General features: G+C 73.2%; 13 protein-coding genes. 4 read left to right on the forward strand and 9 right to left on the reverse strand.

The features are described from left to right. From ABZ297_RS28700 to ABZ297_RS28720, 5 genes are all read right to left on the reverse strand, one after another. Positions 1 to 1,882: ATP-binding protein (locus ABZ297_RS28700; RefSeq protein ID WP_355351989.1), on the reverse strand; the 1,882-nt coding region annotated here is incomplete at its 3' end. 162 nt (positions 1,883 to 2,044) lie between these two features. Continuing rightward, a complete protein-coding gene (locus ABZ297_RS28705; RefSeq protein WP_355351992.1) occupies positions 2,045 to 2,911 on the reverse strand; it encodes an ATP-grasp domain-containing protein in 867 nt (288 codons plus the stop codon). A gap of 90 nt (positions 2,912 to 3,001) precedes the next feature. Further along, positions 3,002 to 3,541: an NUDIX domain-containing protein gene (locus tag ABZ297_RS28710; protein WP_355351995.1), complete on the reverse strand. Its 540-nt coding sequence runs from the start codon at positions 3,539 to 3,541 to the stop codon at positions 3,002 to 3,004. A 110-nt stretch (positions 3,542 to 3,651) separates the two neighbouring features. Continuing rightward, on the reverse strand, positions 3,652 to 4,797 hold the full coding sequence (locus ABZ297_RS28715; protein ID WP_355351998.1) for an acyl-CoA dehydrogenase family protein: 1,146 nt from the start codon (positions 4,795 to 4,797) through the stop codon (positions 3,652 to 3,654). 40 nt (positions 4,798 to 4,837) lie between these two features. Then, positions 4,838 to 5,947, reverse strand: coding sequence for a Xaa-Pro peptidase family protein (locus tag ABZ297_RS28720; protein WP_355352001.1), 1,110 nt, complete (start codon positions 5,945 to 5,947; stop codon positions 4,838 to 4,840). Positions 5,948 to 6,090: 143 nt separating this feature from the next. Here ABZ297_RS28720 and ABZ297_RS28725 point away from each other — a divergent pair, with 143 nt between their 5' ends. From ABZ297_RS28725 to ABZ297_RS28735, 3 genes are all read left to right on the forward strand, one after another. Then, entirely contained in the window at positions 6,091 to 7,422 is a 1,332-nt protein-coding gene (locus ABZ297_RS28725) for a PP2C family protein-serine/threonine phosphatase (RefSeq protein WP_355352004.1), read from the forward strand. Continuing rightward, positions 7,422 to 8,315 carry a 5'-3' exonuclease gene (locus ABZ297_RS28730; RefSeq protein ID WP_355352108.1) on the forward strand — a complete coding sequence of 298 codons (894 nt, stop codon included), beginning with the start codon at positions 7,422 to 7,424 and terminating at the stop codon, positions 8,313 to 8,315. The genes ABZ297_RS28725 and ABZ297_RS28730 overlap by 1 nt, the downstream gene beginning before the upstream one ends. 77 nt (positions 8,316 to 8,392) lie before the next feature. Continuing rightward, positions 8,393 to 9,820, forward strand: a complete 1,428-nt coding sequence (locus tag ABZ297_RS28735) for an RNB domain-containing ribonuclease (protein WP_355352007.1) — start codon at positions 8,393 to 8,395, stop codon at positions 9,818 to 9,820. 45 nt (positions 9,821 to 9,865) lie between these two features. Here ABZ297_RS28735 and ABZ297_RS28740 read toward each other — a convergent pair whose 3' ends face one another. From ABZ297_RS28740 to ABZ297_RS28750, 3 genes are all read right to left on the reverse strand, one after another. Further along, positions 9,866 to 10,036, reverse strand: a complete 171-nt coding sequence (locus tag ABZ297_RS28740) for a hypothetical protein (RefSeq protein WP_350810453.1) — start codon at positions 10,034 to 10,036, stop codon at positions 9,866 to 9,868. Between the two features lie 168 nt (positions 10,037 to 10,204). Continuing rightward, on the reverse strand, positions 10,205 to 12,928 hold the full coding sequence (locus tag ABZ297_RS28745) for a DEAD/DEAH box helicase (protein ID WP_355352011.1): 2,724 nt from the start codon (positions 12,926 to 12,928) through the stop codon (positions 10,205 to 10,207). 127 nt (positions 12,929 to 13,055) lie between these two features. After that, positions 13,056 to 13,685, reverse strand: a complete 630-nt coding sequence (locus tag ABZ297_RS28750) for a TetR family transcriptional regulator (protein ID WP_355352014.1) — start codon at positions 13,683 to 13,685, stop codon at positions 13,056 to 13,058. 53 nt (positions 13,686 to 13,738) lie between these two features. On the opposite strand from ABZ297_RS28750, the gene ABZ297_RS28755 reads away from it, so the two are divergent. Continuing rightward, positions 13,739 to 15,217, forward strand: a complete 1,479-nt coding sequence (locus ABZ297_RS28755) for an MDR family MFS transporter (protein ID WP_355352017.1) — start codon at positions 13,739 to 13,741, stop codon at positions 15,215 to 15,217. 27 nt (positions 15,218 to 15,244) lie between these two features. On the opposite strand, the gene ABZ297_RS28760 is transcribed toward ABZ297_RS28755, so the two are convergent. Further along, a complete protein-coding gene (locus ABZ297_RS28760) occupies positions 15,245 to 16,132 on the reverse strand; it encodes a diacylglycerol kinase (RefSeq protein WP_355352020.1) in 888 nt (295 codons plus the stop codon). Positions 16,133 to 16,135 lie beyond the last annotated feature (3 nt).

The following is a 16,135-nucleotide window of genomic DNA, read 5'->3' on the forward strand; positions in this document are numbered from 1 at the left end:
CTGACCCGGCGAGCGCGGCCACGGTCCCTGCCAGCAGTCGGCGCGCCCCCGCGGCGTCGTCCTCCCGCAACCTGCGGACCGCGGCCGCCACGCCGCCCTCGGGCTCCTCCCGCCGCCTCTCGGCGTCGGGCGAGCTCAGCACCAGCACGTCGTACGGACGGGCCGCCACCCCCTGGATGGGCTCCTCGATGGCCGCCAGCGCCCACGTCGCCGCGCCCTCGCGGTCGGCCGTGACGAGGTGCAGCCAGGCGAGCTGCTCGGCGACGTCGGCGGCGAAGCCCGGCTCCCTGTCGCGCCAGGCCGACGCGAGCAGCCCTGCCGCCTCCTCGAGGCGTCCGGAGGCCAGCGCGAGCCGTCCGAGCACGTACCGCCGCACCGGGCGAGGGTCGGCGTTCCGGACGGCGGCCAGCTCGGCCGCCCGCCCGACGTCCCCGCCCATCAGGACGTGTTCGAGCACGGCCGTCTGCAACTCGTCGCGACGGGCGGCGGACTCGGCCAGCCCCGCCGCCACCTCGAGATGGGCGGTGGCCTCCTCCCACAGGCCGTGCTGGGCGGCCTTGGCGGCGTACCGGGCCAGCTCCTCGGCCAGCGCCTCGTCGGGACCGCTCGCGGCGGCGGCCCGATGACGCAGCGCCTGCCCGGCGTCCTCGACCACCCCGGCGGCCGCCAGATGCAGCCTGGCCCGCGCCCCCGCGCCCAGCCGGCCGTACGCGGCCGCCCGCGCCAGGGGCTCGGTAAAGCCGATGACCCTGCCGGGGGACTCTTCCAGCACTCCGGCGGTGACGGCCTCTTCGAGCGCGTCCAGCGCCCCGGCCGGCACACCGGCCCAGGCGACGCCCGCCGCCCGCACCACTGCGCGGGCCCCCGCAGGCCGCGCGGTCGGACGGGACGGAGCGGGCATCGCAGAGGCAGCCACTGTGGCAGCCACTGTGGCAGCCGCTGTGGCAGCCGCCGAGGCAGCCACCGTCGCGGCGAGGTGAAGCGTGGTCCGTCCGCCGAGAACGGCGCAGGCGGCCACGAGCGCCCGCGCGCTCGGCCCGCAGGCCTCCAGCCGCCTGGCGAACGGACGGGCGTAGGTGTCAGGTGCGGGCAGCGGCGCGGCCGGATCGGCCAGCCGATGCGGCGGGACGGTCGCGAGCAGCGCGAGGGCGTGCAGCGGGTTCCCCAGTGTGTGCGCGCGCAACCGGGCGACCGCCCGCTCGGACAGCGCCTGCCGCCCGAGGCCCCCAACCGGCCCGCCCCCGTCCAGCGGGCCGACAGGCGCGAACGCCTCCGCACGCCCAGCCCCGTCCACCTGCCCGGCAGCCCCGGACGCGTCCACCTGCCCGGCTCGGGCCGGCAGTCCTGCCTGTTCCGCCAGGCCGGCGAGTTCCGGGGTGGTCAGGCCGGTCAGCGGGGTGCGGAGAGCACCGTCGCCGGTCAGCAGGCGACGCAACCCGTCAGGAAGCCACGGGTCGGCGACGTCCCTGCAGGCCACGACCACCAGGACGCGACCACCGCGCAGGCGGCGCAGGACGTACGTGAGAGCCCTCAGTGACAGCCTGTCGGCCCACTGGGCGTCGTCGACCACGACGACCACCGGCCCCTCGGCCTGGAGGCGGCCGATGGCGTCGCAGACGGACTGTCCCACGGTGTACGGGTCGTCGCCGGTCGCGTCCGGCGCGAGCTGGCGCATCACGCCGAACCTGAGCCCGCGCTCGGCCTCCTCCCCGCTCGCCGAGAGCAGCCGCAGGGGCTGCTCGGTGTCGAACGCCTGGCGGATCAGCGCGGTCTTGCCGATCCCCTCCGGCCCTTCGACCAGCACCCTTCGCGCGGGGCCCGCATCGGAGGCGTGCAGCTCCGCGCGCAGTAAGGCCAGCTCTGTCGTCCGTCCGAGATGCATCCTGTCTCACCCCCTCCGTTGCTCTCCTCTTGGCAGAGTCCGACGGAGGGGATCTGATACACCCGTCTTTCCGAAATCAGCCCACAGACCGAAACCGGTCATCTCATCGGCTGAACGGCGAGCGCCCCTTCTCCCGAGGGGTCACTCAGCCGGGGCACCGGGTCAGGCGATCCTGGCGGCGAGGAGCGGGCCGGCCAGCGCGGACGGGTCCACGCCCGACGGCCAGTCGCTGACCTGGCCGTCGCCCACCTCGATCACCCGCCAGAGAGCGTCGTCCCGCCGTGCCAGATCGGTGGTGACGAACCGGGCCGCGAGGTCGCCGACCGCTTCCCGCGCCTCCCCCAGGTCGCCGGGGTTCAGGAAGGCGCCGTCGGAGCTGTCGGGGTGCGGCCCGATGAAGATCGGCTCACCGTCCAGCCACCAGACCCGGGTCTGACGCTCGTCGAAGCGTTCGAACTCGCGGATGACCAGCCCGCCGGTCAGGTCCTCGCCCTGGAGTTCGAGGAAGCGGGCCGACACGCGTTCCAGCGCCGCCAGGTCGGGCGCGTAGCAGGCCTCCAGCCACTCGTGCTTGCGGGACTTGACGTAGTCCTTCACCACGAAGCCGCCGCCCAGCCCGGCGGTGAGCCTGCCCAGCCGCTCCGCGTCCGGGGGCGCCTCTCCGGACGCCATCGGGAGCACGGCCGTGGCGGGCGTCAGGTGGCGGAAGCTGAAGATCCAGCCGGGCAGCTCGTGGCCGGTGCGGTAGGCGCGGGCGTCGGTGAGCAGGTGGCAGTCCCTCCGCCGCAGCGTCTCGTCGAGCGTCCGGTACTGTTCCGTGCGCAGCATCCACCCTCGGTACCAGACGGGCCCGAACCCGGCGGGCACCCGCGCCACCGCCTCCTCGACCCGGCCCGCCGTCAGCGCGTCGTGGTCGATCAGCGCCACCGTCCCGCCGAGATCCCGTACGGCCTGTGCCTGCGCGGCGAAGTGCGGATCGACACCGCGAGGCCGCAGCGGATCCGCACAGAACAGAAACCCCACCGTCATGTGCAGCAGGATAGAAGCCGCCGCTCCCGCGCCCCACCGGAGCAACGCTGACTCGCCAGCCACAAAGTCCCCAAAGATCCATCTCCGCCCTCAGGTCGGCACTGCACCCCTGATTGATCCCGTTGCGCCGCCTGAGCCCCCCGTGCGGGTTTCGAGTGGGCGCTGGCCCACTCCCGCCTCAGCCACTCCGACAAGGACGGGGTAGTAGCCGACCGCGTCCGGGACGGATGGGGCGCCGGTGGTGGCGGCCAGCACGTGGGCGGTCGCCGGGAACAGCGGGGACGGCAGGTCCTCCTGCGCGAACCACCGCCACGCCCGGAAGACCTGCGGCTCGGTGACAGCGGGAGCCGTGGCGCCCAGCGCCATGACGACCGCCGCCGTGACCCGCACCGCGCCGCCCGGATGGTCCACCACGACCGCCACGACGCGGGGCGGCCCGGCGTCACGGATACCGGTCTCCTCGCCGAGTTCCCGCACCGCCGCCACCTCGAACGTCTCGCCTGCCTCGACGGCACCGCCGGGCAGGCACCACGACGGGCTCTCCCCGGCCTTGTGCCGCTCCCCCAGCAGGATCCGCCCGTCCGGCGCGGTCAGCACGACCCCGACGCCGATGATCCGCTCACCCGTCATGCGGCCTCTCTCTTGCGTGACGAACCTGGACGAAGCGCCGCCGGCTCAGCTACCGGTCGGACCCCGGCAGCGCGTCTTCCGGGCCCCGGGATCGGCGGACCAGCCGGCTGTCACCCCTTGGCGAAGGTCCGGCCGATCACCAGGCGCTGGATCTGGTTGGTGCCCTCCACGATCTGCAGGACCTTGGCCTCACGCATGTACCGCTCCACCGGGAAGTCCTCGACGTACCCGTACCCGCCCAGGATCTGGACGGCGTCCGTGGTGACCTTCATGCACATGTCGGTGGCGAACAGCTTGGCCATGGCCGCCTTCGTCCCGTAGGGCCTGCCCGCGTCGCGGAGCCTGGCGGCCTCCAGGTACAGGGCGCGGGCGGCGGCGATCTGCGTGGCCATGTCGGCCAGCATGAACGAGATCCCCTGGAAGTCGACGATGCGGCTGCCGAACTGGCGCCGCTCCCTGGCGTAGGAGGCGGCGGTGTCGAGGGCGGCCCGGGCGACGCCCACGGCGCAGGCGGCGATGCCGAGCCTGCCCCCGTCGAGGGCCGCCATGGCGATGCGGAACCCCTCTCCCTCCGCTCCGACGAGCGCGGAGTGCGGCAGCCGCACGTCGTCGAAGCGGACCTGGGCGGTGGGCGAGGAGCGCATGCCCATCTTGTGCTCGGGAGTGGCGAAGGACAGCCCGTCGAGCCCGGCCGGGACGTGCAGGCAGGAGATGCCGCGCGGCCCGGCCTCCCCGGTGCGGGCCATCAGCGTGTAGAAGTCGGCGACGCCGCCGTGGGTGATCCACGCCTTGACGCCGCTGACGGCGTACCCGTCGGGGCCCGGGACCGCCTTGGTGGTGAGCGCGGCGGCGTCGGAGCCGGACTGCGGCTCCGACAGGCAGTAGGCGCCGAGCAGGTCGCCGCCGAGCATGGCGGGCAGCAGCTCGGCCTTCTGCTCCTCGCCGCCGTAGGCCGCCACGGGGAAGCAGGACAGGGTGTGCACGGACGTGCCCAGCCCGACGGCCAGCCATCCGGCCGCCAGCTCCTCCACGACCTGCAGGTACACCTCCTGCGGCTGGGCGGCGCCGCCGTACTCCTCCGGGTACGGCAGGCCGAGCAGCCCGGCGGCGCCGAGCGTGGCGAACACCTCGCGCGGGAACTGCCCGGCGGCCTCGTCGGCCGCGGCCCGGGGCGCGACCTCCTTGGCGATCAGGTCGCGGGCCAGGTCGAGCAGGTCGTGCGCCTCAGGGGTGGGCAGGGCACGTTCGACAGTCATCGAAAACTCCTCGTGAGAGCGTGTATGCCCCGATTCTGCCCTAAATGATCACCAATTCTCGAGGGGTGTTGTTGAGCCGCTCGCCCCCGGACTCGGTGCACACCACGATGTCCTCGATGCGCGCCCCGTGCCTGCCGGGCAGGTAGATGCCGGGCTCGACGGAGAAGGCGAAGCCCGGCTCCATCGGCTCGGCGTTGCCGGAGATGATGTAGGGCTCCTCGTGCGTCTCGATGCCGATGCCGTGCCCGGTGCGGTGGACGAAGTACTCGCCGTAGCCGGCCTCGGCGATCAGGTCGCGGGCGGCCGCGTCGATCGACTCGCATGGCACGCCCGGCCGGACGGCGGCGCAGGCGGCCTCCTGGGCCTGGCGCAGCACCTCGTAGTAGGACGCGAACTCGGCGGGCGGCTCGCCGACGGAGTAGGTGCGGGTGGAGTCGGAGCAGTACCCGTTGTGCAGCTGGCCGCCGATGTCGACGACGACGGGCTCACCGGGCTGGATCACCCGGTCCGACACATCGTGGTGCGGGCTGGCCCCGTTCGGCCCGGACGCGACGATGACGAAGTCGACCGTCGAGTGGCCCGCGGCCAGGATCGCCTCGGCGATGTCGCGGCCCACCTCGCGCTCGGTGCGCCCCGCGCGCAGCAGCTCGGGCACCCGCCGGTGCACGGAGTCGATCGCCTCGCCCGCCTCGCGCAGCGCCGCCACCTCCACGGGCGACTTGCGCATCCGCAGCTCGCGCAGCACGGTGCCGGCGAGCACCTGCTCGGCCGCCGGCAGCGCGGCGCGGAAGCGCAGGGACGCCATCGCCCACATCCGGTCGGCGAGCCCGACCTTGGCGACCTGCCCGAGCCGCTTGGCCGCGATCTCGTACGGGTCGTCGGTCTCGTCCCACGCCACGAACTCCAGCCCGAGCCGGGACGCGGGCGAGGCCTCCGCGGCGGGCAGCTCCAGGCGCGGCACCATCATGTACGACTCGCCGGATGCGGGCACCACCAGGCAGGTCAGCCGCTCCAGCGGCTTGGCGTCGTAGCCGCTGACGTAGCGCAGGTCGGGGCCCGGCGTGAGGAGCAGGGCGTCGAGGCCCGCCTTGGCGGTGGCTTCCTGGACGGCTGCCAGGCGGGAAACGGGATACAGATCTGAGGACGTCACAGCCCTCAATCTACTCCGGACCGGGCTGCCTAAAATCCGCGAAAAGCTCTCACAACGCGGCAAGCCCCCGCTACACTCTGTTGAAGACCGGTCACGTATGGTGGGCCAATTGTCCCGTTCCACCGCCTTTCTGGAGTGTGACCATGGTCGACATCAGAGGCGGCCCGCACCATCGTCCGATGAGCGCGGGCGAGCTCACCCGGCACCCCGCCAAGCAGCAGGCCGCGGCCATGCTGGCCGCCAGGCTGGCGCACGCGGAACGGCTCGGGAACCTGGGCTGGGCCGAGTGGAACCTGCACACCGGCGAGGCGCTCTGGTCCGACCAGGTCTACGTGATCTTCGGCAGGAACCGCGACGATGGGCCGATCGGCCTGTCCGACCTGGCCGCGCACGTGGAGCCCCGCGACCTGTGGGCGCTGGAGAAGCTGCTGTGCTCGGTCGGGCGGAGCCCGGAGCCGGTGCAGGCCGAGGTGCGCATCCGGCGGGGCGGAGAGCTGCGCAACCTGCGCATCGTCTTGGAGCCGCTGACCGCGGTGAACGGTGAGGGGCACGGCGAGGGCCGCAGCACGGTCGAAGGTGCGGCCGAAGGTGTGGTGCACGGCGTGGTGCAGGACATCACCGGCCGCCGCCGCGCCGAGCGGATCATGACCGAGTCGCGCCGCCAGCTGCTGGAGGCGCGCGAGCAGGCGGCCGAGGAGCGGCACGTGATGCTGGCGCTGCGCGAGGCGATCCTGCCCGAGCCCGTCGGCTGCCTCGACCTGCCGCACACCAGGATCGCGGTGCGCTACGTCCCTGCGGAGAAGACGGCCCACCTGGGCGGCGACTGGTTTGACGCCGCGGTCCTGCCCGACGGCCGGGCGCTGCTGGCCATCGGCGACGTCTCCGGCCACGGCCTGTCCGCGATCGCCCGCATGGCCCAGCTCCGGCACGCCCTGATCGGGCTGACCATGACCGGCGAGCCCGCCGACAGGCTGCTGCGTTGGCTGAACGAGCTGGTGCTGCACCGGCTGCAGGAGACGACGGCCACGGCGGTCATCGGCCACCTCGACATCGCGACCATGGTGTTCACCTGGGGCCAGGCGGGCAACCTGGCGCCGATCCTGGTGCGCGACGGCACGGCCAGGCAGCTCGACCACCCCAAGGGGGTGGTCCTGGGGGCCGCCTGCGACCTGAGCTACCAGCTGGCCAGCACCGAGCTGCGCGACGGCGACCTGCTGCTGCTGTTCACCGACGGCCTGGTGGAGCGGCGCACCCGCGACATCGACGCAGGCCTGCGCCTGGTGCTCGCCGCGGCCCGCGACCTGCCGGGCCACGACCTGGACACCGCGCTCGACCGCCTGCTCACCGACATCGGCGGCCCCAACCCGGAGGACGACGCGTGCCTGCTGGCGGTGGGCATAGGTGGGGGCATCGGTGGGGGCGTCGTGGGAGACGAGCAGCAGGCCGCCGGGGGTGCGACCATGGACGGGTGCTGATGCTTCTGGACACACCGTCGCTGTACTTCCGCGCCTTCTACGGCATCCCCGACACGATCACCGCGCCCGACGGCATGCCCGTCAACGCGGTGCGCGGCCTCATCGACATGATCGCCACCCTGGTGCGCCAGCACGAGCCCACCGAGCTGGCGGCCACCATGGACGCCGACTGGCGACCCGCCTTCCGGGTGGCGGCGATCCCGACGTACAAGGCGCACCGGGTCGCCCAGGGCGACGCCGAGGAGGTGCCCGACACGCTGGTGCCCCAGATCCCGGTGATCGAGCAGGTGCTCGACGCGGTGGGCATCGCCAGGCTGGAGTCGCCCGGCCACGAGGCCGACGACGTGATCGGCACCCTGACCCACCGGGCGAGCGGCGCGGTCGACATCGTGACGGGCGACCGCGACCTGTTCCAGCTCGTCGACGACTCCCGCCCGGTCCGCGTCCTGTACACGGCGCGCGGCGTGCGCAACCTGCAGCTGGTGGACGAGGCGTTCGTGACGGGCAAGTACGGCATCCCCGGCCGCGCCTACGCCGACTTCGCGACGCTGCGCGGCGACCCCAGCGACGGCCTGCCCGGCGTGCCGGGCGTCGGCGAGAAGACGGCGGCCTCGCTCATCACCCGCTTCGGCTCGCTGGAGGCGCTGCTGGCGGCGCTCGACGCTGGCGAGACGTCCGGCTTCCCAGCGGGCGCCCGCGCCCGCCTGGTCGCCGCCCGCGACTACCTGAGGGTGGCGCCCGCGGTGGTGGAGGTGGTCTCCGACGCGCCGCTGCCCGCCGCCGACCTGGCTCTCCCGTCGAAGCCGCGCGACCCCGAGTCGCTGGTGCGCCTGGCCGACCGCTACGGCCTCGACAGCCCGCTCAACCGTCTCCTGGACGTCCTGGCGTCCTGAGAGCCGGACGGGCCGGCGGGCTGCGCCCGCGGCACCCGTCATCGAGGCGCCGGACTGAACAGCGCTAGGTTGAGCGAGTGCCGAAAACGAACATACGGGTCGAAAGCCAGATACCAACCCGTCTCGAGGACGGTTTCGACCGCGTCCTGCGCGAGCTCAAGCTGCCGGGCGCGTTCCCCGAGGCCGTCCTGGACGAGGCGGAGCGGGTGGCCGAGGCGCCGAAGCTCGACGGACGGGACGACCTGACGGACCTGCCGTTCGTCACCATCGACCCGCCCGGCTCAATGGACCTCGACCAGGCCGTCCACCTGGAGCGGCTCGGCGCCGGCTACCGCGTCTGGTACGCCATCGCCGACGTCGGCGCGTTCGTGCGTCCCGGCGGCGCGATCGACACCGAGGCCCGCACCCGCGGCGAGACCGTCTACCTGCCCGTCGGCCGGGTGCCGCTGCATCCCGCGGTGCTGTCGGAGGGCGCGGCCAGCCTGCTCCCCGGCACGACGCGCCCGGCGGCCGTGTGGCGCATCGACCTGGACGCCGAGGGCCGCACGGTCGGCGCCGACGTCCAGCGGGCCCTGGTCCGCAGCCGGGAACGGCTGGACTACGGCTACGTCCAGGCGTCCGTCGAGACCGGCACCGCCGACGGCACACTCGGCCTGCTGGCCGAGATCGGCGAGCTCAGGCTGGAACGGGAGCGCGAGCGTGGCGGCGTCACGCTGCCCACCCCCGAGCAGGAGGTGGTCGCGGCCGACGGCGGCTACCGGCTCGCCTACCGGGCGCCGCTGCCCGCCGAGGCGTGGAACGCGCAGATCTCCCTGCTCACCGGCGTGGCCGCCGCCTCGATGATGCTGGACGCGGAGGTCGGCCTGCTGCGGGTCCTGCCGCCGCCGCAGGCGGGCGACCTGACCAAGGTCCGCAGGGTCGCCGGCGCGCTGGGCGTGTCCTGGCCGGACGGCGCGTCCTACGGTCAGGTGGTGCACGGGCTGGACCCGCGCGACCCCCGCCAGGCCGCGTTCCTGCACGAGTCGAAGGTGCTGCTGCGCGGCTCGGGCTACGTCGCGTTCGACGGCGCCCCGCCGAAGCTCGCCGACCATGCGGCGGTGGCGGCCCCGTACGCGCACGTGACGGCCCCGCTGCGGCGCCTGGCCGACAGGTACGCCACGGAGGTGTGCCTGGCGATCGCCGCGGGCGAGCCGATACCGCAGGACGTCACACGGTCGCTGCCGGCCCTGCCGGACATCATGTCGGCCACTGGCAGGCGCGCGAGCGCCGTCGAGCGCGCCTGCGTGGACCTGGTGGAGGCGTTCCTGCTGCGCGACAGGATCGGACAGCCGTTCCAGGCGGTGGTGATCGACACCGACGACCGTCGCGGGGGCGGCCAGGTGCAACTGGAGGACCCGGCCGTCATCGCCCGCTGCGATGGCCCCCTGCCGCTGGGCGAGACGGTCACCGTCCGGCTGACGCGAGCGGACCCCGCGACCCGCGAGGTCCGCTTCACGCTGGCCTAGTGCCTTCCTGGGTTCCTGGGTGCCTTCCTGGGTGCGGTCCTGGCCTTACTTGCCGAGCGGACGCCAGCCCGCGCCGACCCCCATCAGGTGCAGGGAGAGGCAGAGCAGGCCCGCGACGCCGAGCGTGGTGACCGTCACGATGCCGCCGACGGCGACCCCGGCGATGGCGAAGACGAGAGCGAGCAGGAACAGCACAGCGGCGACGAGGGCGAACATGGCAACCTCCTGGCGGGGTGGCTGGACGCCGGTGGGGCCGGCGCCCGGAGGGGCATCAGGCTTCCGACATGGGGATTTCCGCGAAGAACGCCGCAAAAACTGCCCTGATGGTTACCTTGGGTAAACGAACCACGACACCACCTTGACCGGCCGGTCAGTCGAGGACGATCAGGCCAGCGACGAGTACGCCACCACGCCGCGGCGCATGCCGTCCATGGCCTTGGCCGCCGTCTGCTTGATCTTGCTACCGGGCGGGGCCGCGTTGCCGAGCTGGCCGAGCAGATCCATCAGCTGCTTGATCCACCGGACGAAGTCGCCCGCCGCCAGCTCGCTGCCGTTGACGCCGTCCATCAGCACCGCGTCGAGGTTGTGCCCCTTCGTCCAGCGGAACGCCGCCCACGCGAAGCCCAGGTCCGGCTCGCGGATGGTGGACAGCCCGTGGTCGGACTCGATGCCCTCCAGCTCGGCCCAGAGCCGCGTCATGGCCGACAGCGCGTCCTGCGCCCGGCCCGCCGGGATCTTGGGACGACGGGCGTCATCGGCCTGCCGCGACTCGAACACCAGCGCCGAGACGCACGCGGCCAGCTCCGCCGGCTCCAGTTCCTCCCACAGGCCGCTGCGCAGACACTCGGCGGTCAGCAGGTCCAGCTCGGTGTAGATGCGGCCGAGCCGGCGGCCCTCGTCGGTGACGGTCTCGCCCTCCAGGTAGCCGAGCTGCTCCAGCACCGAGCAGATCCGGTCGAAGGTGCGGGAGATGACGTGCGAGCGGCCCTCGACCCGGCGGCGCAGCCCCTCGGTCTCGCGCAGCAGCTTGTAGTAGCGCTCGGCCCAGCGGGCGTGGCTCTCGCGCTCGTCGCAGCCGTGGCACGGGTGCTGGCGGATGCGCCGGCGCAGCTCGTTGATCTCGTCGTCCTCGACGGCGTGGTCGCGGGCCCTGACCGGCTTGCCCAGATCGCGGTCGCCGATCTTGGCGAGCAGGCTGGAGACGAGGTTGGCGCGCTCCTTGGGCGAGCGGCCGTTGAAGTTCTTCGGGATGCGCAGCTTCTCGATCGGCTCCACCGGGACGGGGAAGTCGGCCGCGTCGAGCTTCTTGACCTGCTTGCCGATCGTGAGCACCAGCGGGCTCGGGCCGTTGCCGCGCGGGTTGCGCCCGGGGTCGAGCACGATCGCCAGCCCCGCCCTTCGGCCGCCCGGCACCCGGATCACGTCGCCCGGCTGCAGCGCCTCCAGCGAGCGGACCGCGGCGGCCCTGCGCGCGGCGCCCCGCTGCCTGGACAGCTCCGCCTCGCGGTCGGACAGGCGGCGGCGCAGCCCGGCGTACTCGGTGAAGTCGCCCAGGTGGCAGGTCATCGCCTCCTGGTAGCCCTCCAGCGCCTCCTCGTGCTTGCGCAGCTGCTTGGCCAGCCCCACGACCGCCCTGTCGGCCTGGAACTGCGCGAACGACTCCTCCAGCAGCGTGCGGGCGCGCTCCCTGCCGAACTGGCCGACCAGGTTGACCGCCATGTTGTAGGACGGCTGGAAGCTGGAGCGCAGCGGGTAGGTGCGGGTGCCCGCGAGCCCGGCCACCGACAGCGGGTCCATCCCCGGCTGCCACAGCACCACCGCGTGGCCCTCGACGTCGATGCCGCGCCGCCCCGCCCGGCCGGTGAGCTGGGTGTACTCGCCGGGGGTGAGGTCGGCGTGCGTCTCGCCGTTCCACTTGTCGAGCTTCTCGATGACGACGCTGCGGGCGGGCATGTTGATGCCCAGCGCCAGCGTCTCGGTGGCGAAGACCGCCTTGACCAGGCCGCGGGTGAAAAGCTCCTCGACGACCTCCTTGAAGGCCGGCAACATGCCCGCGTGGTGGGCGGCCAGGCCGCGCTCCAGGCAGTCGCGCCATTCCAGGTAGCCGAGCACGGCCAGGTCCTCGTCGGGCAGGTGGGCGGTGCGCTCGTCGACGAGCTGCCTGATCTCGTGGCGCTCCCGCTCGGTGGTGAGCCGGATCCCGGCGTGCAGGCACTGCAGGACGGCCGCGTCGCAACCCGCGCGGGAGAAGATGAACGTGATCGCGGGCAGCAGCGCCTCGGCGTCGAGCTTCTCGATCACCTGCGCCCGGTCGGGCGGCCTGGAGCGCTGCGGCCGGGCGTAGCCGCGCCTGCCGCGGCCCGCCGTGAGCCGCTCGGCGTCGCGGGTGACCCGCATCAGCGTGGGGTTGATCCGCGGCGTCTCATCGTCGGACATGAACAGGTCGTAGATGCCGTGGCCGATCATCATGTGCTGCCACAGCGGCACCGGGCGGACCTCGTCGACGATGACCGTGGTGTCGCCGCGCACCTCGCCGAGCCACTCGCCGAACTCCTCGGCGTTGCTGACCGTCGCCGACAGCGCCGCCAGCCGGACCGACTCGGGCAGGTGGATGATGACCTCTTCCCAGACCGCGCCGCGGAAGCGGTCGGCCAGGTAGTGCACCTCGTCCATGACCACGAAGCCCAGCCCCGCCAGCGTGGCGGACCCGGCGTACAGCATGTTGCGCAGCACCTCGGTGGTCATCACCACGATCGGGGCCTCGCCGTTGACGCTGTTGTCACCGGTCAGCAGGCCGACCTTGGCCGGGCCGTACCGTTTGACCAGGTCGTTGTACTTCTGGTTGGACAGCGCCTTGATCGGGGTGGTGTAGAAGCACTTGCGCCCCTCCTCCAGGCCCAGGTGGACGGCGAACTCGCCGACGACCGTCTTGCCCGAGCCGGTGGGGGCCGCCACGAGGACCCCGTCTCCGGCTTCCAGCGCGCGGCAGGCGTCGCTCTGGAAGTCGTCGAGCTGGAAGTCGTACAGACCCCGGAACGATCTGAGCGCGGGCCCGTCGTCCCCGTACTTCTGACGGAAGGCGGCGTAGCGTTCCGCAGGCGTCGTCATAGTCGCCACCCTACCGAAATCACCATTCCGGTCAGTCCCGGCCGGGCAGGAGAAGGGGGCCGCAGGCCCAGGGCGAGGCGGAGGGACGGCGCGGGCCCACGGTGTCGGGAAGGGGCCGGCGCGGCCCCTAGGGCGCCAGGTAGTCGCCCAGGCCGCTCTCCAGCAGGTCGAAGCCGGTGTTCGCGGCCGCCAGCGCGTCCGGGTAGGCCTGCTCGGCGCGCTGCCCCTGGTAGATGCGGCGGGTGTTCTGCGTCTGCAGGGTGCGCAGCAGCCCGTAGAGCTGGCTGGCGGCGTACGGGGCGCGCGGGTCGCCGGGCCGTTCCTCCTCGATGGCGGCGGTCAGCGCGGCCTCGGCGGCGACGTGGAACATCAGCAGCCTGGCCCCCAGCGACGGGGTCTGCCTGAACAGGCTGAGCTGCCGCAGAAAGCCGGGGCTGTCGTCGAGGCCGGTCTCGGGCGCGTGCCTGGCCAGCCGCTCCAGGAACTCCCGTCGTACCCCCGCCACCAGCGACTCCCCCGGACGCCGGTCGCGCACCAGGGAGGCGATGTCGCCGAAGCTCTCCTCCATGGGGCCGAGCACGATGTCCTCCTTGGTCGGGAAGTAGTTGAACACCGTCATCTTGGACACGCCCACCCGTTCGGCGATCTCCACCACCGACACCCCAGCGAATCCGCGCTCGGCGAACAGCTCCATCGCGGCGTCGTGGATCGCCTGGCGGGTCTCCCGCTTCTTGCGCTCGCGCAGCCCCTCTCGCACGCCCCCACCTTATCGAAGTTGACTCGGTCGAATTTTTGACTCAGTCTACAAAGATGACCGGACAGCAGAAGAGGGTCGCCATGGTGGGCGTGTTGCTCACGCTCATCCTGGCCGTCCTCGACCAGAACATCGTCTCGACCGCCTCGTGGTCGATCGTCGGCGAGCTCGACCCCGCGCACGGCCTGGAACGCCTGCCGTGGCTGGTCACCGCGTACTCGCTGGCCGCCACCGCCGCGCTGCCGCTGTACGGCAAGCTGTGCGACGTCTACGGCGCCAAGCGGATCTATCTCGGCGCGGTCGCGGTGTTCCTCGCCGGGTCCGCGCTGTGCGGACTGGCACAGGACATGGGGCAGCTCATCGCGTTCCGCGCGGTGCAGGGGCTCGGCGGCGGCGGGCTGATGAGCGTCACCCTCGTCGTCGCCGCCCACCTCACCCCCGCCGACAAGCGGGCCTCGGCCGGCGTTGCGGGCGGCCTGCTCGCCGGGCTCGGCATGGTCGCGGGCCCGCTGATAGGCGGCCTGTTCACCGACCACCTGTCATGGCGGTGGATCTTCTTCATCAACCTGCCGGTCGGCCTGTTCGTGCTGGTGTCGGCCGCCGCGGCGATCAGACTGCGGGACGGCGGGCTGCGGCACCGCATCGACTACCCCGGCGCCGCCCTGGTGGCCGCGGCGGCCTGCCTGCTGCTGCTGGTCGTCGAGTGGGGCGGCAGGACCTACGCCTGGAACTCCCCCGCCATGCTCGCGCTCATCGCACTGGACGTCGCGCTGTTCGCCGCGTTCGGCTGGCGGCAGCTCGCCGCCGCGGAGCCGATCCTGCCGCTGTCGATGTTCCGCGACCGGACGCTGGGGATCGCGCTGCCGCTGCAACTGCTGACCGGCTTCGGCATGGCGGGCGGCCTGCTCTACACCGTCGTCTACCTCCAGGCCGCGATGGGGGTCCAGGCCACCGACTCGGGGCTGTACCTCATCCCGATGGCGGCGGGCATGGTGCTCTCCGGCACCGTCTCCGGCGTCCTCATCGCCAAGGGCCGCGCCACCAAGCCGTTCCTCGTGGCGGGCACGGCCTGCGTGACGGCCTCGATGGCGCTGCTGAGCCTGCTGCGCACCGACACCTCGCCGTGGACGCTCCGCTTCGACCTGCTCCTCATGGGCGTCGGCCTCGGCATGGTCCTCGGCATCGTCGTCATGCTGGTGCAGAACTCGGCGGCGCCCTCGCAGCTCGGGGTGGCCACGACGGCGATCCGCTTCACCCAGGTGCTCGGCTCGGCCCTGGGCACGGCCGTGTTCGGAATCGTGCTGAACCGCGCCACCGAGTCGCGGCTCCCCTCCGGCCTGGACGCCCGCAGCCTGAGCGCCGCGCTGCCGCCGCAGACCCGGGCGCGGGTGGTGCAGGCGCTCGTGGACGGCGTCGACGTGGTGTTCGTCTCGGCGGCGGGCGTGATGGCCGCCGCGCTCGTCCTCGCGGCCCTGCTCAGGACGTCCCGACCGGCCGCCGCCGAGCCCCCGCCGCCGGTGCGGGCGGGCGTCTGAGCCGAGCGCCTTTACAAAGTCAGGTTGCTAGCAGAGCACCCGGAGCGCGCCAGGCTGGACCTCGCAGGTGACGGGGATCGGCCCGACACGCTCCCCGTCGGCGTAGGCCACCACCTCGGGCGCCTCCAGCCGGACGTGCCTGGCCCGCCTGACCGACACGGCGGGATGGTCGACGTGCGTCCCCCGGAAGACGCTGGGGAAGACGCGCAGGAACTCCGCCTTGCCGACGGCCTGCAGCATCACCACGTCGAGCAGCCCGTCGTCGGGTCGCGCACCGGGGCAGACCCGCATCCCGGCGCCGTAGGACCCGGTGTTGCCGACGGCCACCAGCATGGCCTCCCGCTCGATCACCTCGTCGCCGTCGAGGGTGACGCGGAACGGGATGGGCCGGAACGCCCGCAGCTCCTCCACCATCGCCCGCAGGTACTTCGCCCGGCCGGACGGCCAGGTCAGCCGGTTGGCCCGCTCGTTGACCCGCGAGTCGAACCCGCAGCACATCACCCCGGCGAACAACTCGTCGGCCAGGCCCGCCCGGACGCGGACGGCGTCGACCTGCCGGGTCCGCATCCGCAGCACGGTGCGGGCCGCCGCCATCGGATCCTTCAGCGGGACGCCGAACGCGGAGGCGAGGTCGTTGCCGGTGCCCATCGGGATGATGCCTAGCGGCACTCCGGTGCCCGCCACGGCCTGCACGGCCAGGTGGACCAGGCCGTCGCCGCCGAAGGCCACGAGCGCGTCGGGACGCTCCGCCGCGACGGCGCAGGCCCGTTCCAGCGCGTCGGCGGCGTCACGGCCGACGATCACCGCCACCTCGGCTCCGCCCGCGCGCAGGCGGCGGACCACGGGCTCGAGCAGGCGCAGCGTCCTGCCGCCGCGGGCGGCGGGGTTGACGAGCAGGGCGAGTTGAGGGGACACGCC

It is taken from the genome of Nonomuraea sp. NPDC005983, from assembly GCF_040614375.1.
GTDB lineage: Bacteria > Actinomycetota > Actinomycetes > Streptosporangiales > Streptosporangiaceae > Nonomuraea.